This is a genomic window from Polaribacter sp. Hel1_33_78 (assembly GCF_900106075.1).
Classification (GTDB): Bacteria; Bacteroidota; Bacteroidia; order Flavobacteriales; family Flavobacteriaceae; genus Polaribacter.
Genome location: NZ_LT629794.1, coordinates 1,832,993 through 1,858,737 on the forward strand (window position 1 = coordinate 1,832,993; position 25,745 = coordinate 1,858,737).

Consider the following 25,745-nt stretch of genomic DNA (forward strand, 5'->3'; position numbering starts at 1 on the left):
CATCATCATTTTTACAATTGCAGTCAAGCGATTTAAAGATGTATTGAATAATATCAAGATATTTATAAACCCGTTTGAGCAAATCAAGCGGGTTTTTTAATTTTAAACCGTATTTGCTCAGGCATAAAATAAAACAAAAATGAGTAATTTAAGAATTGCAGTACAAAAGTCAGGAAGATTAAATGAAGATTCAATGAGAATCTTAAAAGACATTGGTATCGCTATAGACAATGGAAAAGATCAATTAAAAGCATCCGCTAGAAATTTTCCGGTAGAAGTTTTCTACCTAAGAAATGGTGATATTCCGCAATATTTAAAAGATGGAGTGGTTGATGCAGCTATTATTGGTGAGAATGTTTTAATTGAAAAAGGAGCTGATATTCAGTTTATTGAACGTTTAGGCTTTTCTAAATGTAAAGTCTCTATTGCAGTACCAAAAGAATCCGAGGCGAATTCCTTAAAAGATTTAGACGGAAAAAGAATTGCTACTTCGTATCCAGAAACTGTAAAAAAATTTTTAAAAGAGCAAAATATAAAGGCAGAATTACATATTATAAATGGTTCTGTAGAGATTGCGCCAAATATTGGATTAGCAGATGGAATTTGTGATATTGTTTCAAGTGGTTCTACACTTTTTAAAAACGGATTAAAAGAAATAGAAGTTCTACTAAAGTCAGAAGCAGTTTTAGCCGTTTCTTCGCAAATATCTGAGAACAAAATGGCTATTTTAAGAAAGATTCAATTTAGAATTCAGTCGGTTTTAAAAGGACGAAATTCTAAATATGTTTTACTAAACGCACCTAATGATAAATTAGAGAGTATACTGAAACTGTTGCCAGGAATGAGAAGCCCTACTGTATTACCATTAGCTGAGAAAGGCTGGAGTTCAGTACACACCGTAATTAGCAAAAATGAATTTTGGGAAATTATAGACGAGCTTAAGGCTAATGGAGCGGAAGGTATTTTAGTATGTCCTATTGAAAAAATGGTATTATAAAATGAAAACAATTATAAACCCATCAAAAAAAGATTGGACTCAAATATTAGAAAGACCAACAAAAACGGTTGATGATATCGAAAAGACAGTGAATCAAATTTTTGAGGATATTCATAGAAATGGAAATGCTGCAGTACAAAAATATACAGACTTATTCGATGGTGTTTCCTTAGAAAATAACATTGTTTCTGTTGAAGAAATTGATGAAGCAATTACAGAAGTTACACAAGAATTAAAGGAAGCTATAAAACTTGCAAAAGACAATATCACCAAGTTTCATATAGCTCAAAAAACAGATAAATTATTTGTAGAAACTGCAAACGGAATCTCTTGCTGGCAAGAAAAAAGAGCCATTCAAAAGGTTGGTTTATATATTCCTGGAGGAACAGCACCATTGTTTTCCACTGTTTTAATGTTAGCTATTCCTGCTACAATTGCAGGTTGTAAAGAAATTGTGTTATGCTCTCCACCAAATAAAGAAGGAAAAATTCATTCTGCAATTTTGTATGCTGCTGATTTGTGTGGCGTTACAAAAATTATAAAAGTTGGCGGAATCCAAGCAATTGCAGCCTATACATTTGGTACAGAAACAGTTCCAAAAGTATATAAAATATTCGGGCCAGGAAATCAGTTTGTAACGGTCGCTAAACAATTAGCAACAAAATATGGTGTTGCAATTGATATGCCTGCTGGTCCTAGTGAATTGTTGGTGGTTGCCGATGATTCCGCAAACGCAAGTTATGTTGCATCAGATTTATTGAGTCAAGCAGAACATGGAGCAGACAGCCAAGTAATTTTGGTTTCTACTTCAAAAAAGATGATAGATAAAGTTTCAATAGAAATACAAAAACAACTTTTAGAATTGCCCAGAGTTGACATTGCACAGAAAGCAATCGCGAACTCAAAATCTATTTTTGTTGAGAATGATGAAACTGCTTTAGCTCTAATTAATGAATATGGTCCTGAACATTTCATTGTTTGTACGAATAACAATAATTTTTATATTGATAATATAGAAAATGCAGGTTCTGTTTTTATTGGAAATTATACTCCAGAAAGTGCTGGTGATTATGCTTCAGGCACAAATCATACATTGCCAACAAACGGATTTTCTAAAGCGTATTCAGGTGTAAATTTAGATAGTTTTACAAAAAGTATTACATTTCAAAAAATATCTAAAGAAGGAATAAAAAATATAGGAAAGGCTATTGAAGTTATGGCAGAGGCAGAAGGATTACAAGCTCATAAGAATGCAGTTTCAATTCGTTTAAAAGATTTAAAGTAACATCTTAATTGTAATGCTAAGCTTGTCTAATTTTTAGTAATATGAAAATAACTTTTAACATCAACAACCTAATTAGAGAAAACATTAAATCTCTAAAACCTTATTCCTCTGCAAGAGACGAGTATAAGGATGTATCTGCTGCTGAAATGATTTTCTTGGATGCAAATGAGAATCCATTTCAAAACGGTGTAAATCGATATCCAGACCCACAACAACATACGGTAAAAGATTTGTTATCTGAAATTAAAGGAATTGACAAGAAAAACATGTTATTAGGAAATGGTAGTGATGAAGTTTTAGATTTAATTTTCAGAGCCTTTTGTGAGCCAAATAGAGATAATATTATCACGTTACCTCCAACTTATGGCATGTATAGCGTTTTGGCAAATTTAAATGCTATTGAAAACAGAACCGTTTTATTAAACGAAGATTTTCAGCCTAAAGTGAGTCAGATTATAGAGGCAGCGGATTCAAATAGTAAAATTTTGTTTTTGTGTTCTCCAAATAATCCCACAGGAAATAGTTTTACTGCTGATGCCGTTGAAGAATTACTTTTAAATTTTAATGGCGTAGTGGTTTTAGATGAAGCTTATATTGATTTTTCAAATAAAGAAACTTGGTTAACAAAATTAGACGAATTTCCTAATTTAATAATAACACAAACTTTATCAAAAGCCTATGGTCTTGCAGGAATACGTTTGGGGATCTGTTATGCTTCAAAAGAAATTATTAAAATTTTAAATAATATAAAACCGCCCTATAACATAAACGAGCTAACCCAGCAAAGAGCAATGATAAGATTGCAAAAAATGACTGAGATTAAAAATGAAATTGCTCAATTAATTAGTGAAAGAAAACGCCTGAAAAAAGAGTTGGAATATTGTGTTCCTTTTATTGAAAAAGTATATCCTTCAGATGGTAACTTTCTATTAATAAAAGTTGACGACGCTACAAAACGTTACAATGAATTAATAGCCTATGGAATTGTCATAAGAAATAGAACGACACAGCCTTTATGTGATAATTGTTTACGTATAAGTGTTGGAGTTTTTGAAGAAAATCAACGTTTGATTAGAACTTTAAAATCCATATCATAAAGCATTATTCCGAGCATGCCTCGGAGTTATTAAAGAAAATAAAATGAGTAAAAAAGTATTATTTATTGACAGAGATGGAACTTTAGTTATTGAGCCACCTGTAGATTATCAATTAGATAGTTTAGAAAAGTTAGAATTTTACCCAAAAGTATTTCAATACATGGCAAAAATTGCTTCAGAATTGGAATATGAATTGGTAATGGTTACAAATCAAGATGGTTTGGGTACAAGCTCTTTTCCCGAAGATACTTTTTGGCCAGCGCAAAATAAAGTGATGAGTGCCTTTGAAAAAGAGGGCGTGATTTTTTCTGATGTTCTCATTGATAAGACTTTTCCGCATGAAAATGCTGCAACTAGAAAACCAAGGACAGGTTTGTTAACCAAGTACTTTTCTGAAGAGTATGATTTAGAAAATTCGTTCGTTTTAGGTGATCGGATTACAGATATGGAATTGGCTAAAAATTTAGGGTCTAAGGGAATTTATTTATCTGAAAACCCTTTATTAGGATTTGATGAAATAGAAACTTCAAAACAAGAAATTTCAGATTGCATCGCTTTAACTAGTAAGAATTGGGCTGAAATTTATGAGTTTTTAAAATTAAAAGATCGAGTTGCAGAAATCACAAGGAACACCAATGAAACCAAAATTTATATAAAATTAAATTTAGATGGTTCGGGTAAAAATGATATCAGTACTGGTTTATCATTTTTCGACCATATGCTCGATCAAATTGGAAGACATGGTGCTATGGATTTAACCATAAAAGTTGATGGAGATTTAGAAGTTGATGAACATCACACAATAGAAGACACCATGATTGCTTTTGGTGAATTATTCAACAAAGCACTTGGGAATAAATTAGGTATTGAAAGGTATGGTTTTTGTTTACCCATGGATGATTGTTTGGCGCAAGTTGCGGTTGACTTTGGTGGTAGAAATTGGTTAGAATGGGATGCTAAATTTAAACGAGAAAAAGTTGGTGATATGCCAACAGAAATGTTTTTTCACTTGTTTAAATCTTTTACAGATGGCGCAAAATGTAATTTAAATATAAAAGCTGAAGGAGTAAACGAACATCATAAAATAGAAGGTATTTTTAAGGCGTTTGCAAAAGCAATGAAAATGGCCGTTAAAAGGGATGCTAATAAAATGTTTTTACCATCAACAAAAGGAATGTTATAGATGAAATTAGTCATTATAGATTATGGAGCAGGTAACATTAAAAGTATTCAGTTTGCTTTTAAGCGTTTGGGTATAGATGCTGTTTTGTCAAATAATATTGATGAAATAAAACATGCCGATAAAGTAATTTTTCCGGGAGTTGGAGAGGCAAGCTCAGCAATGAAAATGCTCAAAGAAAGTGGACTAGATAAAATAATTCCTACTTTAAAACAACCTGTTTTAGGTATTTGTTTAGGAATGCAATTAATGTGTAATTCATCTGAAGAAGGAAACACGAAAGGCCTGGGTATTTTTAATACTACTGTGAAAAAGTTTTCAAATGAGCTTAAAGTTCCTCATATGGGATGGAATGTTATCAAGGGTTTAAAATCTAGTTTATTTTCAGGAATAAATGAAAATGAATTTATGTATTTGATACACAGTTTTTATGCAGAGCATTGTAAAGAAACTATTGCAGCGACAGATTATGGATTAAATTATGCATCTGCATTGCGGCATAATAATTTTTACGGAGTACAATTTCATCCGGAGAAAAGTGGACTTAAGGGTGAGGTATTATTAAAAAATTTTTTAGAATTATAATATGAGAATTATTCCAGCAATAGATATAATCGACGGAAAATGTGTTCGTTTAACCAAAGGTGATTATACTACTAAAAAAATTTATAATGAAAATCCGTTAGAGGTTGCGAAAGAATTTGAAGATGCAGGTATAGAATACTTGCATGTGGTAGATTTAGATGGGGCAAAAGCGAATCAGATTATCAACTACAAAGTACTGGAAAAAATTGCTTTAAAAACCAATTTGAATATAGATTTTGGTGGTGGATTAAAATCTGATAAAGATTTAGAAATCGCTTTTAATTCTGGTGCTAGTCAAATAACGGGTGGCAGTATTGCTGTGAAAAACACAACAATTTTTGAAAGTTGGATTGAAAAATTTGGTTCGGAAAAAATTATTTTAGGAGCTGACTTTTACCCAGATACTGAAGGAGGAAAAATAGCTATAAATGGTTGGCAAGAAGAAAGTTCTTTAGCATTAATTCCTTTTATAAAAGAATATCAGCAAAAAGGAATTCAATATGTAATATGTACAGATATTTCTAAAGACGGCATGTTACAAGGTCCAAGTTTTCATGTATATCAAGAAATATTATCAGAAGTGAAAGATATAAAACTAATTGCTTCAGGAGGAATTTCAACTTTTAATGAACTTCCTAAATTAGCAGAAATGGGCTGTGAAGGAGTTATTATTGGAAAAGCAATTTATGAAAATAGAATAAGCTTAAAACAGTTAGAAAATTTTATATTAACAAACTAAATGTCATTGATGGAACCGAAGCAATCTCGTTATTTATAGATTGATTGCTTCGTCATTCTTCCTCGAAATTACAAATATGAACAAAAAATGTTAACGAAAAGAATAATACCTTGTTTAGATATTAAAAACGGAAGAACTGTAAAAGGAGTTAATTTCGTGAACTTAATTGATGCGGGAGACCCTGTGGTTTTAGCAAAGCAATATGCTGAATTAGGAGCAGACGAATTGGTTTTTTTAGATATATCTGCTACTTTAGAAGGCCGAAAAACCATGATAGAAATGGTACATCAAGTTGCCGAGCAAGTAAATATTCCGTTTACCGTTGGTGGAGGAATTTCATCCGTAGAAAATGTAAATGAATTATTGAAATGGGGCGCAGATAAAGTATCTATCAACTCATCTGCGGTAAAAAGACCAGAACTAGTAAACGAATTAGCAGAAAAATTCGGAAGTCAATGTGTGGTTGTGGCTATTGATGCAAAACAAATTGATGGAGAATGGTTTGTACATTTGGCAGGAGGAACAATTCCTACAGATATAAAGTTATTTGAATGGGCAAAAGAAGTAGAAGAACGTGGAGCAGGTGAAATTTTATTTACTTCAATGAATAACGATGGAACAAAAACTGGTTTTGCAAATACAGCTTTGGCTCGTTTATCAGAATTATTAAATATTCCAATAATTGCTTCTGGAGGTGCAGGAACTATCGAGCATTTTGTAGATACATTTAAAGAAGGAAAAGCAGACGCAGCGCTAGCAGCAAGTGTTTTTCACTTTGGTGAAATTCCAATTATGGAATTAAAAAAAGAATTAAAAGAAAATAATATTCCTATCCGAATTTAATTTCAAAACTGTATAAATGAATGATTTAGAAATTAGACCTTATGAAGATAAATATCATAAAGATTTTAAAAAAATCAACTTACATTGGTTAAATAAATTCGAACTTTATGAAAAAGCAGATGATGCTTTATTAAACCATCCAGAGGTATTCATTAAAAATGGTGCAACTATATTATTGGCTCATTTAGATAGTAAAATTGTAGGTACTATTTGTGTCAATCCAATTGAAAAAACTTTAAATGAAATTTTAAAATTTGCAGTTATAGATGGTTATAAAGGTTTAGGAATAGGAAAAAAATTAATGAATTGTGGTATTGATATATGTAAACAAAATAAGGTAAAAACAATAATTTTAGAATCTAGCAGTAAATTAAAAGATGCTTTAAAAATGTATGAAAAATTCGGTTTTCAACATATAAAAGTTAAAAATACTCACTTTGTAACAGCAGATATAAAAATGGAATTAAAATTAAAATAATGAATATAGATTTTAATAAAAATAACGACGGATTAGTGCCTGCAATCATTCAAGATGCAATAACAAAAAATGTATTGATGCTCGGTTATATGAATAAAGAAGCTTTTGCTAAAACTAAAGAATCAAAATTAGTCACTTTTTTTAGCAGAACTAAAAATCGTTTGTGGACAAAAGGTGAAGAAAGTGGAAATACTTTGAATTTAGTCGACATAAAATTAGACTGTGATAACGATACATTGTTAATTCAAGTAAATCCAAATGGACCAACCTGTCATAAAGGGACTGATACTTGTTGGAATGAAGAAAATAAATCCAATTACGGTTTCTTTTCAACGTTAGAAAATGTAATTACTGAAAGAGTTTCAAACAAAAATACTCAGAAGTCTTATGTAGCGTCATTATTTGCTAAAGGAATTAATAAAGTAGCTCAAAAAGTAGGTGAGGAGGCTGTAGAGACAGTTATTGAAGCTATGGATAACAATGATGAGTTGTTTTTATATGAATCAGCAGATTTGATGTTTCATTACTTGATGCTATTACAAGCCAAGGGGTTCACTTTAAAAGATATTGAGGCAGAGTTAAAAAGTAGACATAAATAATAATCAGCTTATTTCGTCGAGCGCAATCGAAAGATTAATAAATAAAAAATGTTTTTGACTGCGCTTATACATGCATAAACTTAGGAGTTTATCAAATCTAGAGTGACCAAATAGACATCCTGTTTGGTCATTTTTGCTTTTAACCAAGCGAAAAAACTCATTATAAAAATATCTTCTTTTTTTCTTTCAATCCAATCAAAAGAATCTTCTACTTTTTTATGAAACGCATCAGAAGTCACAATTTCAGGGTTTTTATAATAAGTTTCCACCAATTTTAAGTAGGTAATAACTCTTTCCTGTTTAATTTCTTTAAGGTGCTTAAAATAGTTTCTTTTAAAACTTAAAATTCTAGAGTCTACAATATCAATATTTCCTAAATCGATTTGGAGTAAAATTTCTAATATGCTTTTTTTAATAGTCCAATAAATTCCAGCCTTCTCAATATACCATTTATCTGTGTGATAAAATTTTGAAAATAAACGCTGCGATTCTTTGTACTTTTTTTGTTGAGAATAAAACACAATTAAAGACAAATAAATATCTAGTTGAGAAACAATATCAATATCCTTTTTATTGATAAAAGGTGTTAATTGGTTTATTGCAAAATCTTGATTTTGAATATAATTATGATTTAAAGCTAGCAGTAATCGATACTTTAAATGAAACTCTTTAAAGTATTTGTTGCTGTTTTTATGCATATACAAATTCATCAAATCTAAGTAGTTCAAAGAAACTAAAAACTTTTTATTTCTAAATAACGTATTGGCAATTACATACAACACTTTTATATGGTAATACAATTGCTTGTCTTTTGATTTATGATGTTTTAATATTTCATATGTTTCTAATAAAAAAGGTTCAATATTCCAATATTCATAATTTTGAGATGAAGAGATATTGGTAATTTCTATAATTTGATATAACGATTTAAAGGATAAAGAATCAGAAATTGTAATTGAACTCTCTTCTAAAACCTCTTTAATCATTGATTTTATGTCGATAATTTTATGTTGATGATTTACTTGATTTAATAGAATTCTAATTTTAGCATATGCAATATTTAAATATTCTTCTAACTGATGTTGTTTTTGATTCTCCTTAAATTTTTCTATTAAATCATCTATATTTAACGTTGAAATATGATGCGTATATTCAATTTTTGTGTGATAAATTTCAGTTAATATTGAAAAGAGTTGATGCTCATTCGCAATAATTTCGGCTTTCTCTAAAATTTTATAGCCTACTTCATATTGCTCTTTTTGTAGAAAAGTTCTTGCAGATAAAATAAATTTAATGAGTTGTATATCAATAGAATTCTCTTCTTTTAAGCTAGAATTTGCAGTAAAATCGATCAAAGATTGAAACAAACGCTTTCTTAAAGCGTGGAATGCTACTTTATTATCCTTTCGATATAATTGAATACAAATTTCTTTTGATGATACTTCTGAATTGATTAAAAGGTGCACCAATTGTACGTTTTTTGCATCTTTTCTTTTATTCTTTTTATGCAAATAACTGACAAAATTTTGTTGTTGTTCTTTAGTAAATGAATTTATTATTTCTCTTAAATCAATCATTATATCGTCAGTAATATTTAATCAAATATATGATATAGTTTGTAAATTATAAATTATTTATTATTTAATTCGTCAGTATTTTTAAAAAATAGATTTTACAGAGTTGTATATATGACGCAAATTTGTAGTGTAATTAAAAACAAATAGTATGAAACAAGATCTAAAAAAAATAATCGTAATCGTGGCATTTGCAATAGGTGTTATAGGATTTAATTCCATTAAAAAAACAACTGAAAATCAAATATCAAAAGGCATCAATTTTATATGTAAAAATTCTGAAAAGGGAATCACTATTAATTACTAATTATCAAATTATTACTACTAATTATTAAACTAAACATTATGGATTATCAAACTACAGCTTCTACAAATGAAGGAACAAAAAAACAAACAAAAACAAACAAATTAAAAAACAAATTCAACATGAAACCAACATCAGCCTATATTGGCGCAACTTGGGGAGTAGTTATTATTGGATTGCTATCTTACTGTATTGGTTTGTGGAACGCAAATATGGAGCTCAACGAAAAAGGATATTATTTTGCCATTCTTTTAATGGGAATTTATGCTGTTATTTCGTTGCAAAAAGCAATTAGAGACAAGGCCGAAAATATTAAAGTAAGTGATATTTATTATGGCATAAGCTGGGTTATTGTTATCACTTCTTTACTTTTATTAATTATAGGTTTAAGAAATGCAGACTTGTTATTAAGTGAAAAAGGATTTTATGCTATTTCATTTCTGTTGAGTCTTTTTGGTGCCATTACGGTTCAAAAAAATATTAGAGATATTGATTTTACCAACGCTAAAAATGAAGAAGAAAATAGTTAGTTTGATAATGGTTTTGTAAACCAAAACCTCATAAGTGTAGGCTTGTGAGGTTTAAAAAACAACCCTCGCCATTGGCGAGGGTTTTCTAATTTTTAATAGAATAGAAAGTTTAATACTCATTCATTAGAATTACCTCTAAGTTTGGATAGTTTTCTTTAAATTCTTTTTATAAACCAATTTTCATGAATTTCCCTAATGTTGGCGTAATTCCTGTTTTACCTTTTTCTTTTTTAACAATAGGTTAAAAAAACCGATTGCTGATAAACTAAAACAGTAAAAAGCAAATAAACCTTGATAAGTAAACCCTTTTACATAAAACGCTGTTGAGAATGGTAGTAGTAAAATAAAAAAAAGAAGTAAGAAGTTATCCCACAATATTTTACTATCTATTGTAGATGAAAATTTAAAAATTCTCATATTAGCTTTCCAATATAAAGCAGTAACCATAAAACTAACAATTAAACCAATATAACTGGGAATCCTATTTTGTAAAATTTGTACTGTATTGCCAGTTTGAAGTTCTTTATTGCCAGGAATAAATACTTCAAGAACTAATAAAGGCATCGCAATGGAGAATACTGCATCGCTAAAGCTATGGACTCTTGACTTATCATAATTTTCATTTTCAATCATAATTTAATTTATTCTTCTCGGACTAACATTTTTTTTTAAATACAATACTTAATAATAGTACTTTTGTGAAAATAATTTAATTAATTGAAAAATTCAAAAACACTTATAATTTTAGCGTTTATAGCTATTTATTTTATTTGGGGGTCTACCTATTTATTTAATAAAATTGCGGTTACAGAATTACCACCATTCTTTTTAGCTTCCATTCGTTTTTTTGTTGCGGGCATACTAATGTCTGGTCTAGCTTTACTTTCAAAGCAAAAATTAGCTATTTCTAAAAAGCAATTATCAAACTCAGTGATAGCAGCATTCTTCTTTATGGTTTATGGAAATGGTGTTTTCGTTTGGGCTCTAAAATTTGTTGATAGTGGTTTTGGAGCACTATTGGCATCTACACAGCCTTTATTTGTTTTGTTTTTATTAAGATTGATCGATAGAAAACCCTTTCAAAAAAAATCACTAATTGGTGTGGCTTTGGGCATGATAGGAATGTATTTATTAGTAAGTCAGGTAGAATTAAGAGCCTCTGAAGGAAGTTTACTGGGTATTTTTATGATACTAACTTGCGTCTTAAGCTGGAGCTATGGTAGTGTTTTTGTTTCAAAAGCGGATTTACCTAAAAGTTTTATGGTAAGCACGGGTTACCAAATGTTAGCAGCGAGTTTTATTTTATTCATAGTTAGTATTAGTTTAAATGAACAATGGAGCTCTCCATTAACTTGGAGTACAAATGTTCAAATATCAATGCTAATACTAATTGTTTTTGGAGGTATTTTTGCTTTTACAGCCTTTAATTATTTATTAAAAGTAGTTTCACCAGAAAAGGTTTCAACTTCAGCTTACGTAAATCCAGTCATTGCTTTGTTTATGGGATGGTATTTTTTAGATGAAGTTTTATCAACACAATCCGTCATAGCATCGGTTGTTTTATTGACGGGTGTTTATTTTATTACTTCTAGAAAAAGGAAATAGAAAATACTTAGAATTCCTATTAAAACCGAATGCACTTAAAATTGGCATTCATTTTCGAATAAATTTGTGTTTAGCTTTTATGCTTTTGTAACTATGAAAATAGAATCAAAAAAACACCTATTAAAATCCCAAAAAGAGGAACTAATTTTTTGCGCTTATTTTGTTCTTTAAAAATGACGCCACCAGCAACAACAGCTATCAATATTTGACTTCTTTTTATGGCAGATAATAATAATATAAGGGCCTCTGGGTCCTGCAGCGCTTTAAAATAAAAGTAATCTGCTGTTTGCAATAATATTCCAACTGCAGGTATAGACCATCTCCATTTAAAAACTTTTCTTTTTGCTGCGAAAGGAAACCATGTCAAAGATAATATTACAAATAAAACAAGCACGGTGTAAAAGCAAAACCAAAATTGCAATGTTTGCGGATTTAAAGCTAAATTCTGAATTAAAAATTTGTCGTATAAACCGCTTGAAGCTCCTAAAAAAGTAGCCCCAATAATAGCATAAATCCATTTGTTCTTTTTAAAATGAATTCCTTCTTTTTTTCCTATTCTAGAATATAATAATACGGATGTTATAATAAGAATAAAACCAATCCATTGTAGATAACTTGGTCTTTCTTGATAAATAATTAGTGCACCAATAAAAGTAAAAAAAGGACCTGCAGAACGAATTGGAGTTACAATTGTGATGGGTAAATGTTTTAATGCTTGATAAGCCAAAATCCAAGAAGATGCCATTATCATAGACTTTATAACTATAAATCCATGAGTTTTCCAAGTAATATCTGTAATATAGAAACCTATTTTCAGCATATAGTCAGGATACCAAATGGACCCCACATAAAAAGGAACAATTAATATAAAACCCGCAGAAATAGTGCCCAACAAAACAGGAAAAACTTCATTTCCCTGCAGTGCATGCTTTTTACATAAATTGTGTAACCCTAAAAATAGAGCAGCTAAAAGTCCTAAGTACATCCACATAATGCGCGCGAAGATACTAGAATGAAAAAAATACTTAACAGTAATTAATTAATAATATTTAAATTATTTTTTAACAAGATTAAACTCATTTTATTTTGAACTAATCACTAGTTAGTTAACTAAAAATTAATCAAGAATGCAGTATCATAAATTGTTTATTCTAATCAAAATGAAGTCTGTAAAACAGCTCTATTTTAAAAATAGCGCCATCTGAAAAGCCTTCATTTAACCGTGTTCTGTTATCCCCAAAATAAAAAGAGGTAACAGCCAAGTCTATTTTATCATCAGCATCAAACACTTTATAGTTTCTTCCAAAAGCATATCCCAGTTTAGTATTTAAATATAACGATTTACTCATTTTAAATCTTAAATAGGGCGCAAATTCAATAGAATTTTTAGAAACATAAGCACCATTATTACTGTAATTTTGATTATTTAAATTATAACTAGTACCTATGCCATCAAATCTAAATCCTAACCAGAATTTCTTATTTAACTCATAATTAATATCTGCTAGAAATGGCAATGTGAGTTTAGTTTCAAATTTTTTATTAGGACTTAAATAATATAAACCAAAAATTGGAATTACTGCCAATCCAAATTCTTCAGTATTCACAAATACTCCGTATTTATATTTTAAGTTTGTGCGCTTTTTTTTAATAAATAAAGATAAAAAACCTAGCTGTAAATTATCACTAGAAAGTGCAAGATTATCTGAGGAAATTTTAGGATAAACCATAAATGTAGCTGACCATTTATCGTTAAACGTTTTATTAATTCCTAGATTAAACCCTAAAACTTGTAAATTTGAATTAGATACATTAGCATCTAAACTTACCCTTGTTTTGTTTGCAAAAAGACCTGTTAATAAAATTGTTTTTTTACTCAGTACTACTGGAAAATTAACTTCTAAATTTAACTCATTTACTGCAGTTTGGTCATTTGATACTTTAAAATTGTTTGCTGGGGTATCTATATATGTTAAATTTGCAATATCAAAATAATTTTGTGAGGCTCCTTGAAATACAATACAGAAAAATGCAATACTTAAAATATACTTCATTTCTTTTTTTTGTGCAAGATACTATTATTACCAGGAGCATAATTATATATCTTAATTACACAAAATACTACGCTTTCTTTCTTTTAGAAAAATATTTTTTTTTAAAAAAATTAGTATTACTTAAAATTGTTTGTAAACAATCTAGTGATTAACAATATTAAAGTCCTTTTTAAATAAATAAAATAAACGTTATTACTATTTTAAATTCTTAAGTTTTATCGGTTTTAATTGAATAACACCAAATGTATTTAATAGTTTAATTATTAAATAAGTTATATCAATCTCATACCATTTTACACCAAAATTAGCCCTACTGGCATGTTTATGATGATTATTATGATATCCTTCTCCCATCATTAAAAAATCAAAACGAAAGAGATTTTTACTCGTGTTTTTCATTTTATAATTGACATAACCATAAATATGACCAAACCAGTTGATGATTACACCATGGATCGGCGCCATTAAAAATGTTATCGGTAATAATAGCCATTGCCACCAAGCGGTCGCAAAGAATGCAAAGAATAAAATATAACCCGTAATCCAGAGTAGGCGAGAAAAACGAGAACCAGCAAACAAATCAAAAGATTTCCATTGAGGCACATTTTTAGTAAAACGATCATCAATAAAAATACGTTGATTATTGATGTCTTGATAAGTGTTTTTTGTTTTCCACATCATGGCAAACATATTAGGATCATGCGATGGAGAATGTGGATCCTTTTCCGTATCTGTATATGCATGGTGCATACGATGCATAATTCCATAACCATAAGCACTTAAATAACTGGACCCTTGAAAAATCCAAGTTAAAATAAATGCAATTTTTTCCATGGTTTTGGACATGGTAAACACTTGGTGTGCCGCATACCGATGTAAAAAGAACGATTGAAAAAACAGACCTCCATACCAAAGCACTAAAACGAAAGTAACAATAAGCATCTCTTTATTTTTTTGACAAAGATAGTTCGACACTATAAGCGAAACAATGAACCTAAATCAATTAAATTCGTTTTCTAATTCGACTTAACGCCTGTGCCGTAACTCCTATATAAGAACTAATATATTTGAGTGGAATAACTTTCAAAAGCTCTGGACGCTCTTTAAATAATTTCAAATAACGTTCTTCTGCAGTAAGATTCAAAAGATTTTGTTCTCGTTTAGATTTTATTAAAAAAAGACGTTCTGCTGTTAATCTGCCAATAAGATTACCGATTTGAGTTGTTTTATAAACTGCTTGTAAATCATTATAAGAAATACTTAAAAGAGTTGTTTCGGTCAATGCTTGTAATTGATATGCTGATGGTCTTTGTGTTAAAAAAGAATCATAGGCACTAATAAACTGATCTTTAAAACTAAATCCAAACGTGATTTCTTTTTCTGGATTTTCTTTGGGAAGATATAATCGAACAACACCATATTCAATAAAAGAAATATAATTTTCTATCTCATTTAGTTTTAAAAAAATAGTTTTTTTTTGAATGACACGACGATGTAACTTTGAAGTAAAAAAATCCCAATCTGATTTAGATATTGTTGCTATTTGATCTAAGTATGCTTTTATCTGTTGCAAATCTTTTATTCCTATTGATTTATAAATACAAATATAAGGATTCATAAAAACTGCACTAAAAGAAATGTAAGTATATAATTGTTATTTTATTTTCAAATGAAACATTTTAAATTCACAAGTAATTATTTGTCCATTTTACAAGAACGTTATCAGTACCTTTGCAAAAATTTTATTTAATGTCAACAACGTTTTCAGAGTTAGGTATTCATGCAGCATTGCAGAAGAGTTTAGCTAAATTAGAAATTTCTATACCTACAGATGTTCAAGAAAAAACTATTCCTTTAATTCTACATAAAAAGGAAGATGTTGTGGTTTTAGCAAAAACAGGAACAGGAAAAACAGCTGCTTTTGGATTACCTATTTTACAATTAGTAGATTCAGAAAGTAAAGATATACAAGTATTAATACTAGCTCCAACTAGAGAATTAGGACATCAGATATACGATAACCTAATATCTTTTGCTGCAGAAGATCAAAAAGCAACAATTGCCTCTATATGCGGAGGTATCCCTATAAAACCTCAAATAGAACGTTTAAAAGAAACGATTCATATCGTTGTTGCAACACCAGGACGTTTGGTTGATTTAGCAGAGCGTGGCGCTATAGATATAAAAAACATCAACTATTTTATCCTAGATGAAGCAGATGAAATGGTTAGTGCCTTGAAAGAAGAAGTAGATACCATTATCAAAGAGATTCCTAAAACTAGAAGAACATTCTTGTTTACGGCTACAATGCCCGGTGCTATCAAGCAATTAGTGCAAAACTATATGTCGAAACATGTTGTACATGTAGAAGCAGATATGGCAACTATAGGGCATCAAGGAATAGACCATCAATTTGTGGTCGTTGAACCCATAGAAAAACTAAATGTTTTACTTCATTTCTTATCTTCTAAAGAAGGAGAACGTGGAATTATCTTCTGTAAAACGAAGGCTGCTGTTAATAAATTAGCAAAAAACTTAGCCATTAACAAGTTCTCTTCTGGAGCTTTACACGGCAGTTTAACCCAAGGGATAAGAGATCGTATTATGGGGCAATTTAGAGAAGGTCATATCGATATTTTAGTAGCGACAGATTTAGCTGCCCGTGGAATAGATGTAAAAGAAATATCTTATGTGGTCAATTATCATTTACCAGATAGATATGATACATATGTGCATAGAAGTGGTCGTACTGCGAGGGCAGGAGCAGAGGGGCTTTCTTTAAGTATCATACAAAAAGAAGAATTGGAAGAGATTCCTGAATTTGAAGAAGATTTAGGGTTGGTTTTTAAAGAATACAAAAAGGCAGATGCACAAAGTATTGAAGAGAACAATGGTTTGCTGTGGGCTAAAAAAATATTTAAAATTAAACCAAATCGTGATGTATCTGAAGATTTTAAAGCGCAGATAAAAACAATATTTCATCATTTAACAAAAGAAGAATTGGTGGATAAAATACTTGCAAATTACTTAGCACAAACTGCGACTGCAAAAACAAAACCTGAAGTATCTAAAAAGAAGAAAAAGAAATAAGTATGGCAAATATTATAAAAACGCAACAGGATATTCTAGAAAAGTTACAAATAGAAGCTTTGAACCCTATGCAAATTGAGGCTGTTTCAGTAATTGAAAAGAATGCTAACACCATCTTATTATCTCCAACAGGAACCGGAAAAACATTGGCTTTTTCTCTGCCTTTGTTAAAATCATTAGATCCTGAATGTAAAGACCTACAAGCATTGATATTAGTGCCGTCTCGAGAATTGGCCATACAAATAGAACAAGTTATTCGTTCTATGGGATCTGGATATAAAGTTAACGCGGTATATGGCGGTAGACCAATGTCTAAAGATAAAATAGAATTAAAACATATTCCTGCTATTTTAATAGGAACACCAGGTAGAATATCTGATCACTTTGCAAACGATCGTTTTTCTAAAAACAATATAAAAACCTTAATTTTAGATGAGTTTGACAAGTCTTTAGAAGTAGGTTTTGAGTATGAAATGCGGAATATAATTAATCAATTATCTACTGTAGATAAACGCATTTTAACCTCTGCTACTCAAGGTGTTGAGATACCTGATTTTGTGCAATTAGAGGAGCCTAGAATTATCAATTACTTAAAAGGAAAAAGAACCTCTCAACTAGCTTTTAAAACAGTGGTTTCTCCTAATAAAAACAAAATGAGAACCTTGGTAGATTTAGTACAACATATTGGGAATGAACCTGGTATTGTTTTCTGTAATTTAAAGGATACCATTACACAGTTAAGTGCTTTTTTAGACCAGCACAAAGTAAGTCATGCTTGTTTCTCTGGAGGAATGGAGCAAAAAGACAGAGAACGTGCTTTAATTAAATTTAGAAACGGAACCTGTCAATTATTAATTGCTACAGACTTAGCGGCGAGAGGAATAGATATTCCAGAAATGAAATTTATTATTCATTACGAATTGCCAAAACATGAGGAGGAGTTTATCCACAGAAATGGACGAACTGCAAGAGTCAATGAAAAAGGAACGGCCTATATTTTAAAATGGGAGAATGAACGTTTACCAGATTTTATTAAAGCTAGTAAAGGGATAAACATCTCCAAAAAAGCAGAGTATGTGCCTCAATATTGGGAAACTTTGTTTATTTCTGGTGGACGAAAAGATAAAATATCTAAAGGTGATATCGCAGGATTATTCTTTAAACAAGGAGGTATTTCTAAAGATCAATTAGGTGCTATTGAGTTGAAACCAGATTGCGCTTTTGTTGCAATTCCTTTAGCACTTGCAGATGATTTGGTCGAAAAATTAAACAATACCCGTTTAAAAAAGAAAAAAGTAAGAGTTACCGTATTATAATTTATATGAGTGAAAAAGATCATAATCAAGACATTGCAAGGTGCATAAACACATTACAGCAATTATTAGAAGACACCAATCAACTTTTTGATTTACCTGAAGCACAAAGAGTTGCACTTTTTAAAGCAGCTGGTGAATTAACGAGACCGAATCGTGCTGAATTTGAGCGTAGAAGAAAAGATGCCAAAAAAGCAGCGAAACGTAAAATGATTGCGAAAGATACGCATGCTAGAAAAACAACTGGTATTCGTTCTGCACGTGAAGCGGCACTATTTGTAGCACCCAAATTACTTGGGACGGCAGCAATTAATGAAGATACTTTAGAACTAGAATCACCAAGAAACTGTTATGTATGCAAAACAGTATATACAAAATTGCATCATTTTTATGATACCATGTGCAAAGAGTGCGGTGATTTAAATTATGCCAAACGTTTTCAAACCACAGATTTAAAAGATCAAGTTGCCGTAATTACAGGCTCTCGATTAAAAATCGGATATCATATAACTTTAATGTTGTTGCGTTCTGGAGCTACAGTTGTTGCTACCACACGTTTTCCTGCAGATTCTGCGATTCGTTTTTCTAAAGAAGACGATTATAAACAATGGAGTGATCGTTTACATATCCACGGACTCGATTTAAGACACATACCAAGTGTAGAAATTTTTTGTAATTATATTGAACAAAAGTACGATCGATTAGATATTTTAATTAATAACGCAGCCCAAACAGTAAGACGGCCTTCCGGTTTTTATTTCCATTTAATGGAAAATGAAAAGTTACCTTTAGATCAACTACCAAAACTTGCGAGAACGTTGTTAAAGGATCACACTAGTTGTTTAGAAGAGTTAGCAAATTTAAGTGTATCCACTTCTAAAACAAGTAAAAACAATGTTCTGCCAGTTACTTGGCATGGTCCAGAACCAGGAATTGGATTACGTAATTCGGCAGAATTATCCCAAATTCCGTATAGTTTTGACAACTCCTTGCAAACTGCAGAAGTGTTTCCCGAAGGCGAATTAGATGCTGATTTACAACAAGTGGATTTAAGAAAAACCAATAGTTGGCGTTTAAAATTAGGCGAAATTGAAACCACAGAAATGGTGGAAGTACAGCTAGTAAATTCGGTAGCTCCCTTTGTTTTATGCAATCGTTTATCTCATTTAATGATGAAAGAAAATACCGGCAAAAAACATATTATTAATGTCACAGCCATGGAAGGTAAGTTTCACAGATTTAAAAAAGTTGACAGACATCCACATACTAATATGGCAAAAGCGGCATTAAACATGTTAACACACACATCTGCATCTACATTGGCTAAATCAGGAATTTATATGAATGCAGTGGATACAGGCTGGGTTACAGATGAGGATCCAGCTGAATTATCTAAAAGAAAAGTGGCAGTGCATGATTTTCAACCTCCTTTAGATATTGTAGATGGCGCTGCCAGAGTGATGGATCCTTTAATTGACGGAATTAATACTGGTAAACATTGGTGTGGTAAATTCTTGAAAGATTACTTTCCTATTGATTGGTAGATTTATATAATAACTAGTGGAGATAAGCCAAAATTAAAATGATAAATTCTTAATATTTATGAATTTAGAAAACACCAACTTTATCTACAAAATTGGTGATCATTATAAAAAAAAATTAATTAATATGTTGAATATCAAAAAAATGGTAGGATATTTGAAGATTAATTAATAATATATATAATGAGCAAAGGAACAGTAAAATTTTTTAATGATGCCAAAGGATTTGGTTTTATCACTGAAGAAGGAGTAGAGAAAGATCATTTTGTACACATTTCAGGTTTAATAGACGAAATCAATGAAGGTGACAATGTTGAATTTGACTTACAAGAAGGAAAGAAAGGATTAAATGCAGTAAACGTAAAAGTTATCTAAAAAATATACTTCAAGTTTTACAAAAGCCCATCAATAATTGATGGGCTTTTTTTATCTTTATTTTTATTTACATATTAATATATAATTATTAGTGGTGTTCTTTGAAAACTTTATAAAATTAGAAATTAATAAAATACTCTATTTTGATTATTTTAAAGTGAAAAATCAAATTATATCAATACTCTTTGATTAAATTAAGTTAGAATAATTAATATTGGATTAATTACAAAGTTTAAATTCTAAATTTATTAGAAATATTTTAATAAAGAATTAGGGGTTTACATGAGGTTTTCATTTTTTGCCTTTTAGTTTTTAAAAAAACTTCACAGCGCGTTTACTCCTCAAGAATTTTGAAGCCTTTTTAGAAAGGTTATGCTATATCTTTAGTAAGATTTAATGCTTGTTATCTTTTTAAATTGAATTCCTTTTCTACTATCCACATAAACTTTTTCTTCTTTAGAAATTCCGTTAGCAGCTGTTAGTAATATAGAAATAGTATTCTTTCCTTTTTTTAAAGGAATTCGAGCATAATAAATACTATTCGGTAAACTTTGCCAGTTCCTTGTATCTGCTCTTTCAGTTAAGGCGTTAAAGATTCCTAAAGCAGCTCCTAAATCTTTATTTTCTTCTTTTAAAAGGTGTTCTGATATTTTTTTTGTGCCTAATCTAATAGCTGCTTTACTTACTTCACGCACGGCGCGGTCTTTTAATGTTTTAAAAGCAACATCCTCATAGTTTTGAGCTAATTGAAAATCAGCAGTTGTAATAGAATCTTTTATAATGCTAGCTTTAAAAAAATAAGGATTTCTTTTAACGTATTTAGGAAAAGCTACGTTAAAAATCTCAATATCAGAAAATTTATTATTTTTTCCTTTTCCTTTACTTATTGGAACTGGAAGTGTAAGGTTCAGCTCCTCATTATAGATAGAAACAACACCATCTGTATTTCCTGGTAAAACTGTAAAACTATAAAAAGTTTGATCTTTAAAGGGAATTAAACCGTTTTCCCAAAAAAGAATTAACTCTCCTTCTATATTTTCTTCTTTTGGAGAATAAGTAGTTGCAAGTAGTTTTTGATACCGATCAAGTTCATCTGTAAAACCCAGTGCTGCAGCTGTCCTTAAAACATCTTTTTTCAATTGCTCGGGTAAAGTAGTTCCAAAAAAAGAACCACTATTAGCTAAATATAAATTTACGGCATTTCTGTAAGAAATAAAAGCGTTATTCAAATCTCCAGAAGCTTCATACAAAAAACCTTGTATATTTAAGGAGAATCCGTCGGAGGTATATCTATTTTTTTGCCCTGCAGGATATTTGTCATTAAGCTGCTGCAGTTGAAGGTTAATTCTTTTTGCTTCTACTAGAGCTTCATCTAATTTGTTTAGAAAAATATAGTTTAAGGCTTTGTAGTAATGAATAGTAACTTTTTCAAAATCTTCACCTGTATAAGTCTCCATTTCCGAATTTAAGAGCATACCCAAAACTTTTCCTCCCAAATATTTTTTATTTTCTTCAATAAACAGATCTGCTTTATTCAATAAAGAATTACTTAATTCATAATCTCCATTGAGGTATGCTATTTTTCCTTTTTCGAAATAATAAAGTAGTAAATTTCTTTTCTTTTTTAAAAAAGAATTCGCATCGATAAACTTAAGTGCTTTCTCAGTTTCACCCTGTTGAAGAGCTGTTTGAAATTCTTGACTTTTTAAATTGTAAGTAGCGCAACTATTAAAAAATAGAAAAAACAACAATAAGGTTGTATATAAAGCAGTTTTCTTCATATTAAAAAAAGAAGTTATTTTTATTAAAAAAGCTTTTCTATAAATGAGAAAAGCTTTTTTAATATCTAATTAAGTAATATTAATTTTTAACAAACTTTTTAATTTTTTTATCACCTATCCAAACTTTTTCACTTGTCTGAAGGTTTGTTAGCTCTAAATCTATTTGGTAATATGTAATTTTCTCTCTTTTATGAGCATCTACAATAGAATTAATACTTCCCTGTAACATAAAATCAGCACCTGTTTCTAATCCGAATTTTTTTACAGTAGAACTTGCTGAATTTGTTTGTTGATCAGCTCGTTCTGCTCTTAATTCTTCCCTCATTTTTCCGCCAGAAACAATTCGAGCACTTTGTTTTTTAATCAAAACTTTTTCAATATCTTTAATAAAAGTTTCTGATTCAATATGTTCATGAGATTTATTTCTAACTAAGCCAACAATTAACACAGGCTTTTTTCCTTCATTTGCTTGCATAAAATCAGTAAGCCAATCGCCATTTAAAATTTCATCAGTTAGTTCTTCGGCCGCTAACCTAGAATCTGTGTCATTCCATCGTCCACTAATATCTATTTGAGTATTCGAATTTACACGCGTTACTTGCCTAGCACAAGATGCTAAAGCTAATGAACCAGCAATAATTAACGTTACAATAATAAGTTGTTTTCTCATAATTTTTCTAATATATATATTCGTTTTTGTGATAATCAAATTTAGTCAAAATTTAATAAAGTAGGACTCTTTAGTTTAATAAAGAATGGTTATTAAACCAACTTCTATTAAAGAAATTATTACCATATCTAGTATTAAAACTTCTATTTCTACCTCTAAAGAAAGATGGGTTTTTAGCACGCTCAAGACGTTCTTGATGTCTCCATAAAGGGCGCTGAGATCTAAAATATTTTCTTAACTCTTTCCGTTTTCTTTTTTCTTCCATAGGATCTATCGCTACATAGGTTTCTTGAGAAGTAGTGCCTTGAGTTAAGGTTTGACTAATATCTTTACTTGCTGCAACATATTTATCTAAACTAATTTTATAGTTCGGATTCTGATCAGTTCCTAATTCAATGGAGTTCTGAGCTATTCCCATAAAACTTAATAAAGTACATAGGATTATTGTAAAATTCTTAATTTTCATTTTTTCTTTATTTAACAACTAAAATACCAACTACTATGCCAATAATTTAAAAAAACAAAAACTTTTTGTAAAATATACCTAAATATTTTTTTTTAAGAATAACTCTTTTGGCTTTTTCTAGAGCTTAATGTAATTTGTTTTGAACAAATTTAATTTAAGTTTATTTTTGGTAATAAAAAATATTTTTTTCAATAAACCTTACTTGAATATGATTCCATTCCTGATATCTATTTTTAATTGATTGAAAATAACTTCAAAGTAAATTTCTTTTCTTTTTTCAGAATGAAATAAAATTTTACAAATTTGAAGCTTAATAGAACACTACAATCAGATTATTTTTTATAAATTCGTTTCAATTCATACTAATTAAAAATATAAATTAATGGATCTAATCGACTATGTAATTATTGTATTAAAAATTATTATCTCAATCAGTATGTTAAATGTTTGGTTAATTCAATCAAGAAAACCTACAAAATGGAGAGGTGGTGCTTCCAAAAATATTATTGAAGAATTTAAAGTATATGGTTTATCAAAAGAGTTTTGTTATGTAATTGGCTTTTTAAAAGTAAGTTTGGCTTTAGTATTAATAGCTTCGATTCGATTTGATAACTTAGTTTTAATAGGAAGTTTAGGTTTAACCATTTTATTGATAGGATCAATAATAATGCATATTAAAGTAAAAGACGAGTGGTATAAATCATTTCCTGCCTTTTTATTTATTGTAATGAACCTGATTATTGCCTATGCATCTCTTTAAAAGTATTGATTAAAAGTCTTAAAAGCGATACATAAATTTAAAACTGCAAAAATAAAAGAAGGAGAAGATTTTATAAAATTATCTTTAATTTTTATTCTCACTACAAAACCAGCAAACATTAATAAAGATAACCCTATGGATGCTGCTAGTAGTAATATTGGAATAAGGTATAGACCACTTAACGAACCCATTGCACCTATTAATTGTAGAAATCCAGTCATTTTTCTATACTGTGGTAAACCATAACGTTTAAATTCTGAAATAATAAATTCTGAATAAAAACAATTAATTCCGAAATAAATAAACGCCAAACTCGAAAACCAAGTTAATACTGAAAGTAAATCCAATTTATTTTTATTTAAAGTTAAAGAGTTCTAGTTTTGTACAAGTTTACGATAAAACAGTTAATATTTAAGCTAACAACAAAGTTTTATATATAATTTAAAAAGTAATTAAACATTTCTGATTCAACACGGATAGGTTGAAATTAATATATATATTCTAATTTGTATTCATAAAACTTGCGTTACTAGGAAATTCAAAAATTTCTAAACTAAAATAGGGCACCGCAGCTATGATATGATCGAATATGTCTGCCATAATATATTCATAATTTTTCCAGCGTTTATCATTGCTAAAAGCATAAATTTCTAAAGGAATTCCTTGCGTGCCTGGAGCTAGTTGACGTACCATAATCATCATCTCTTTATTAGTGCCAGAATGGTTTTCAATGTAGGTCTCAATATACTTTCTAAACACCCCGATATTTGTCAAGTTTTTACCATTTAATAGTAACTCTTTGTTGATATTATGATTCGTATTATAGTCTTCAATATCAGATTGACGGGTTTCTAAATAAGAAGCAATAGAATGAATTTTTTTTAACTTAAAAACCTCTTCTTTAGTTAAATAACTAATACTATTTAACTTAATATTTAAAGACCTTTTTATACGTCTTCCGTCTGAATTTTCCATTCCTCTCCAGTTCTTAAAGGAGTCAGAAATTAAAGCATAGGTAGGGATCGTAGTAATGGTTTTATCAAAGTTTTGCACTTTTACCGTAGATAGATTGATCTCAATAACATCACCGTCTGCTCCATATTTTTCAAAGGTTATCCAATCACCAATTCTTACCATGTCATTTATAGAAACCTGAATACTGGCGACAAAGCCTAGAATGGTATCTCTAAACACAAGAATAATAACCGCCGAAGCTGCACCAATAGTAGTAATAAATTTAATGAACTCTATTCCCGTAATAATGGCAAAAGCTGATAATATACCAAATACCCAAGCCAATATCATAATAACCTGAATATAGCTATCAATGGGTTTATCTTTTAAACTAGATAATGTTTTGAAGTAATCTTTGAGAGTATTTAGGAGGCTTCGAACAATCCAGAGTATAAGGACAATTGCAAACACTTGCAATCCTTTTTTAACAATCCCTGCAAAAAAAGTAAAATCAATAAAAACAATCGGCACAAGTTCTAAAACCACAATTAATGGAATAATTTGAGCGATATTTCTAGGAGCTTTATTTTTTACAAGTAAATCATCAAAATTACTCCTAGTTTTTGCTGCAAACTTCGTGAATAACTCCATTATAATTTTTCTAATGATAAAATGTACTAAGAACGAAATCACTAATAATGATGCTAGTAAAACGAGCATATTTAAATATTTTGCTGATGTCTCAGACATTCCCTTCATTACTAAATAGTCATATAAAAAGTGACCAATATTCATAAGTATGCAGTTTTATAAAAAGTAAAAGAGTAATATCCCTTAAACTTCTAATTTGTCATAAAAATAAGTATTCCTGTATATATATCCTTTAGTTTCGTAAGTTTTATTTCAATGGATTTCTCAATAAACA

General features: G+C 29.7%; 28 protein-coding genes. 17 read left to right on the plus strand and 11 right to left on the minus strand.

Annotated features, from left to right (window positions below; genetic code table 11):
• Positions 1–139: 139 nt before the first annotated feature.
• From hisG to hisIE, 9 genes are all read left to right on the plus strand, one after another.
• Positions 140–997, plus strand: a complete 858-nt coding sequence (gene hisG, locus BLT88_RS07785; RefSeq protein ID WP_036786393.1) for an ATP phosphoribosyltransferase — start codon at positions 140–142, stop codon at positions 995–997.
• 1 nt (position 998) lies between these two features.
• Positions 999–2,282, plus strand: a complete 1,284-nt coding sequence (gene hisD / locus BLT88_RS07790; RefSeq protein ID WP_091955719.1) for a histidinol dehydrogenase — start codon at positions 999–1,001, stop codon at positions 2,280–2,282.
• Between the two features lie 41 nt (positions 2,283–2,323).
• Positions 2,324–3,379 carry a histidinol-phosphate transaminase gene (hisC, locus tag BLT88_RS07795; protein ID WP_091954051.1) on the plus strand — a complete coding sequence of 352 codons (1,056 nt, stop codon included), beginning with the start codon at positions 2,324–2,326 and terminating at the stop codon, positions 3,377–3,379.
• A gap of 43 nt (positions 3,380–3,422) precedes the next feature.
• Positions 3,423–4,562 carry a bifunctional histidinol-phosphatase/imidazoleglycerol-phosphate dehydratase HisB gene (gene hisB, locus BLT88_RS07800; RefSeq protein WP_036786397.1) on the plus strand — a complete coding sequence of 380 codons (1,140 nt, stop codon included), beginning with the start codon at positions 3,423–3,425 and terminating at the stop codon, positions 4,560–4,562.
• Positions 4,563–5,144, plus strand: coding sequence for an imidazole glycerol phosphate synthase subunit HisH (hisH, locus tag BLT88_RS07805; RefSeq protein WP_036786399.1), 582 nt, complete (start codon positions 4,563–4,565; stop codon positions 5,142–5,144).
• A gap of 1 nt (position 5,145) precedes the next feature.
• A complete protein-coding gene (hisA, locus tag BLT88_RS07810; protein WP_036786401.1) occupies positions 5,146–5,883 on the plus strand; it encodes a 1-(5-phosphoribosyl)-5-[(5-phosphoribosylamino)methylideneamino]imidazole-4-carboxamide isomerase in 738 nt (245 codons plus the stop codon).
• Positions 5,884–5,970: 87 nt separating this feature from the next.
• Positions 5,971–6,726, plus strand: a complete 756-nt coding sequence (gene hisF / locus BLT88_RS07815) for an imidazole glycerol phosphate synthase subunit HisF (protein WP_036786402.1) — start codon at positions 5,971–5,973, stop codon at positions 6,724–6,726.
• Positions 6,727–6,742: 16 nt separating this feature from the next.
• A complete protein-coding gene (locus BLT88_RS07820) occupies positions 6,743–7,204 on the plus strand; it encodes a GNAT family N-acetyltransferase (RefSeq protein WP_036786404.1) in 462 nt (153 codons plus the stop codon).
• The gene (gene hisIE / locus BLT88_RS07825; protein ID WP_036786406.1) at positions 7,204–7,803 is read left to right on the plus strand and encodes a bifunctional phosphoribosyl-AMP cyclohydrolase/phosphoribosyl-ATP diphosphatase HisIE; all 600 of its coding nucleotides are present in this window, start codon (positions 7,204–7,206) and stop codon (positions 7,801–7,803) included. Before BLT88_RS07820 ends, hisIE begins: the two co-directional genes overlap by 1 nt.
• Before the next feature lie 80 nt (positions 7,804–7,883).
• On the opposite strand, the gene BLT88_RS07830 is transcribed toward hisIE, so the two are convergent.
• Complete coding sequence (locus tag BLT88_RS07830) at positions 7,884–9,380, minus strand: hypothetical protein (RefSeq protein WP_091954052.1); 1,497 nt, start codon at positions 9,378–9,380, stop codon at positions 7,884–7,886.
• Between the two features lie 148 nt (positions 9,381–9,528).
• Between BLT88_RS07830 and BLT88_RS14145 the strand changes: the two genes are divergently transcribed.
• Positions 9,529–9,684: a hypothetical protein gene (locus BLT88_RS14145; protein WP_156105382.1), complete on the plus strand. Its 156-nt coding sequence runs from the start codon at positions 9,529–9,531 to the stop codon at positions 9,682–9,684.
• Positions 9,685–9,722: 38 nt separating this feature from the next.
• Positions 9,723–10,211, plus strand: a complete 489-nt coding sequence (gene yiaA, locus BLT88_RS07835; RefSeq protein ID WP_091954054.1) for an inner membrane protein YiaA — start codon at positions 9,723–9,725, stop codon at positions 10,209–10,211.
• A gap of 192 nt (positions 10,212–10,403) precedes the next feature.
• Here the strand turns inward: yiaA and BLT88_RS07840 are convergent, their stop codons facing one another.
• Positions 10,404–10,844, minus strand: a complete 441-nt coding sequence (locus BLT88_RS07840; protein ID WP_091954055.1) for a TMEM175 family protein — start codon at positions 10,842–10,844, stop codon at positions 10,404–10,406.
• A gap of 84 nt (positions 10,845–10,928) precedes the next feature.
• Here BLT88_RS07840 and BLT88_RS07845 point away from each other — a divergent pair, with 84 nt between their 5' ends.
• Complete coding sequence (locus tag BLT88_RS07845) at positions 10,929–11,816, plus strand: EamA family transporter (protein WP_091954057.1); 888 nt, start codon at positions 10,929–10,931, stop codon at positions 11,814–11,816.
• Positions 11,817–11,907: 91 nt separating this feature from the next.
• Here the strand turns inward: BLT88_RS07845 and BLT88_RS07850 are convergent, their stop codons facing one another.
• The 4 genes from BLT88_RS07850 to BLT88_RS07865 all read right to left on the minus strand — a co-directional run bounded on the left by BLT88_RS07850 (position 11,908) and on the right by BLT88_RS07865 (position 15,443).
• Positions 11,908–12,807, minus strand: coding sequence for an EamA family transporter (locus tag BLT88_RS07850; protein ID WP_091954058.1), 900 nt, complete (start codon positions 12,805–12,807; stop codon positions 11,908–11,910).
• Positions 12,808–12,967: 160 nt separating this feature from the next.
• Positions 12,968–13,870, minus strand: coding sequence for a DUF6268 family outer membrane beta-barrel protein (locus BLT88_RS07855; RefSeq protein WP_091954060.1), 903 nt, complete (start codon positions 13,868–13,870; stop codon positions 12,968–12,970).
• A 195-nt stretch (positions 13,871–14,065) separates the two neighbouring features.
• On the minus strand, positions 14,066–14,812 hold the full coding sequence (locus BLT88_RS07860) for an acyl-CoA desaturase (protein WP_091954061.1): 747 nt from the start codon (positions 14,810–14,812) through the stop codon (positions 14,066–14,068).
• A 61-nt stretch (positions 14,813–14,873) separates the two neighbouring features.
• Positions 14,874–15,443, minus strand: coding sequence for a Crp/Fnr family transcriptional regulator (locus BLT88_RS07865; protein WP_091955720.1), 570 nt, complete (start codon positions 15,441–15,443; stop codon positions 14,874–14,876).
• A 176-nt stretch (positions 15,444–15,619) separates the two neighbouring features.
• Here BLT88_RS07865 and BLT88_RS07870 point away from each other — a divergent pair, with 176 nt between their 5' ends.
• From BLT88_RS07870 to BLT88_RS07885, 4 genes are all read left to right on the plus strand, one after another.
• Positions 15,620–16,960: a DEAD/DEAH box helicase gene (locus BLT88_RS07870; protein WP_091954063.1), complete on the plus strand. Its 1,341-nt coding sequence runs from the start codon at positions 15,620–15,622 to the stop codon at positions 16,958–16,960.
• Between the two features lie 2 nt (positions 16,961–16,962).
• Positions 16,963–18,276 (plus strand): DEAD/DEAH box helicase, encoded by a 1,314-nt coding sequence (locus BLT88_RS07875; RefSeq protein ID WP_091954064.1) that lies wholly within the window; start codon positions 16,963–16,965, stop codon positions 18,274–18,276.
• Between the two features lie 5 nt (positions 18,277–18,281).
• Positions 18,282–19,817, plus strand: coding sequence for an SDR family NAD(P)-dependent oxidoreductase (locus BLT88_RS07880; protein ID WP_091954066.1), 1,536 nt, complete (start codon positions 18,282–18,284; stop codon positions 19,815–19,817).
• A gap of 180 nt (positions 19,818–19,997) precedes the next feature.
• Positions 19,998–20,189 carry a cold-shock protein gene (locus BLT88_RS07885; RefSeq protein ID WP_036786425.1) on the plus strand — a complete coding sequence of 64 codons (192 nt, stop codon included), beginning with the start codon at positions 19,998–20,000 and terminating at the stop codon, positions 20,187–20,189.
• A 383-nt stretch (positions 20,190–20,572) separates the two neighbouring features.
• Here the strand turns inward: BLT88_RS07885 and BLT88_RS07890 are convergent, their stop codons facing one another.
• From BLT88_RS07890 to BLT88_RS07900, 3 genes are all read right to left on the minus strand, one after another.
• Positions 20,573–21,970, minus strand: a complete 1,398-nt coding sequence (locus BLT88_RS07890) for a COG3014 family protein (protein ID WP_036786427.1) — start codon at positions 21,968–21,970, stop codon at positions 20,573–20,575.
• Positions 21,971–22,049: 79 nt separating this feature from the next.
• Entirely contained in the window at positions 22,050–22,640 is a 591-nt protein-coding gene (locus BLT88_RS07895; protein ID WP_091955722.1) for a penicillin-binding protein activator LpoB, read from the minus strand.
• 70 nt (positions 22,641–22,710) lie between these two features.
• Positions 22,711–23,106: a hypothetical protein gene (locus tag BLT88_RS07900; protein ID WP_157691158.1), complete on the minus strand. Its 396-nt coding sequence runs from the start codon at positions 23,104–23,106 to the stop codon at positions 22,711–22,713.
• Between the two features lie 382 nt (positions 23,107–23,488).
• Between BLT88_RS07900 and BLT88_RS07905 the strand changes: the two genes are divergently transcribed.
• The gene (locus BLT88_RS07905; protein ID WP_036786429.1) at positions 23,489–23,866 is read left to right on the plus strand and encodes a DoxX family protein; all 378 of its coding nucleotides are present in this window, start codon (positions 23,489–23,491) and stop codon (positions 23,864–23,866) included.
• On the opposite strand, the gene BLT88_RS07910 is transcribed toward BLT88_RS07905, so the two are convergent.
• A complete protein-coding gene (locus BLT88_RS07910) occupies positions 23,863–24,213 on the minus strand; it encodes a DoxX family protein (protein ID WP_036786431.1) in 351 nt (116 codons plus the stop codon). The two genes, BLT88_RS07905 and BLT88_RS07910, sit on opposite strands and share 4 nt — an antisense overlap.
• Before the next feature lie 154 nt (positions 24,214–24,367).
• On the minus strand, positions 24,368–25,615 hold the full coding sequence (locus tag BLT88_RS07915; protein WP_036786434.1) for a mechanosensitive ion channel family protein: 1,248 nt from the start codon (positions 25,613–25,615) through the stop codon (positions 24,368–24,370).
• Positions 25,616–25,745: the final 130 nt, after the last annotated feature.

What these genes read in the sequence shown, in the direction of transcription:
- BLT88_RS07885 (WP_036786425.1), top strand. Translation starts at nt 19,998, where the DNA reads ATGAGCAAAGGAACAGTAAAATTTTTTAATGATGCCAAAGGATTTGGT.
- BLT88_RS07890 (WP_036786427.1), bottom strand. Translation starts at nt 21,970, where the DNA reads ATGAAGAAAACTGCTTTATATACAACCTTATTGTTGTTTTTTCTATTT.
- BLT88_RS07895 (WP_091955722.1), bottom strand. Translation starts at nt 22,640, where the DNA reads ATGAGAAAACAACTTATTATTGTAACGTTAATTATTGCTGGTTCATTA.
- hisD (WP_091955719.1), top strand. Translation starts at nt 999, where the DNA reads ATGAAAACAATTATAAACCCATCAAAAAAAGATTGGACTCAAATATTA.
- BLT88_RS07850 (WP_091954058.1), bottom strand. Translation starts at nt 12,807, where the DNA reads ATGTGGATGTACTTAGGACTTTTAGCTGCTCTATTTTTAGGGTTACAC.
- hisIE (WP_036786406.1), top strand. Translation starts at nt 7,204, where the DNA reads ATGAATATAGATTTTAATAAAAATAACGACGGATTAGTGCCTGCAATC.
- BLT88_RS07900 (WP_157691158.1), bottom strand. Translation starts at nt 23,106, where the DNA reads ATGAAAATTAAGAATTTTACAATAATCCTATGTACTTTATTAAGTTTT.
- BLT88_RS07870 (WP_091954063.1), top strand. Translation starts at nt 15,620, where the DNA reads ATGTCAACAACGTTTTCAGAGTTAGGTATTCATGCAGCATTGCAGAAG.
- BLT88_RS14145 (WP_156105382.1), top strand. Translation starts at nt 9,529, where the DNA reads ATGAAACAAGATCTAAAAAAAATAATCGTAATCGTGGCATTTGCAATA.
- BLT88_RS07915 (WP_036786434.1), bottom strand. Translation starts at nt 25,615, where the DNA reads ATGAATATTGGTCACTTTTTATATGACTATTTAGTAATGAAGGGAATG.
- BLT88_RS07840 (WP_091954055.1), bottom strand. Translation starts at nt 10,844, where the DNA reads ATGATTGAAAATGAAAATTATGATAAGTCAAGAGTCCATAGCTTTAGC.
- hisC (WP_091954051.1), top strand. Translation starts at nt 2,324, where the DNA reads ATGAAAATAACTTTTAACATCAACAACCTAATTAGAGAAAACATTAAA.
- hisF (WP_036786402.1), top strand. Translation starts at nt 5,971, where the DNA reads ATGTTAACGAAAAGAATAATACCTTGTTTAGATATTAAAAACGGAAGA.
- BLT88_RS07860 (WP_091954061.1), bottom strand. Translation starts at nt 14,812, where the DNA reads ATGCTTATTGTTACTTTCGTTTTAGTGCTTTGGTATGGAGGTCTGTTT.
- BLT88_RS07905 (WP_036786429.1), top strand. Translation starts at nt 23,489, where the DNA reads ATGGATCTAATCGACTATGTAATTATTGTATTAAAAATTATTATCTCA.
- hisA (WP_036786401.1), top strand. Translation starts at nt 5,146, where the DNA reads ATGAGAATTATTCCAGCAATAGATATAATCGACGGAAAATGTGTTCGT.
- BLT88_RS07820 (WP_036786404.1), top strand. Translation starts at nt 6,743, where the DNA reads ATGAATGATTTAGAAATTAGACCTTATGAAGATAAATATCATAAAGAT.
- hisB (WP_036786397.1), top strand. Translation starts at nt 3,423, where the DNA reads ATGAGTAAAAAAGTATTATTTATTGACAGAGATGGAACTTTAGTTATT.
- BLT88_RS07830 (WP_091954052.1), bottom strand. Translation starts at nt 9,380, where the DNA reads ATGATTGATTTAAGAGAAATAATAAATTCATTTACTAAAGAACAACAA.
- hisG (WP_036786393.1), top strand. Translation starts at nt 140, where the DNA reads ATGAGTAATTTAAGAATTGCAGTACAAAAGTCAGGAAGATTAAATGAA.
- BLT88_RS07875 (WP_091954064.1), top strand. Translation starts at nt 16,963, where the DNA reads ATGGCAAATATTATAAAAACGCAACAGGATATTCTAGAAAAGTTACAA.
- hisH (WP_036786399.1), top strand. Translation starts at nt 4,563, where the DNA reads ATGAAATTAGTCATTATAGATTATGGAGCAGGTAACATTAAAAGTATT.
- BLT88_RS07855 (WP_091954060.1), bottom strand. Translation starts at nt 13,870, where the DNA reads ATGAAGTATATTTTAAGTATTGCATTTTTCTGTATTGTATTTCAAGGA.
- yiaA (WP_091954054.1), top strand. Translation starts at nt 9,723, where the DNA reads ATGGATTATCAAACTACAGCTTCTACAAATGAAGGAACAAAAAAACAA.
- BLT88_RS07880 (WP_091954066.1), top strand. Translation starts at nt 18,282, where the DNA reads ATGAGTGAAAAAGATCATAATCAAGACATTGCAAGGTGCATAAACACA.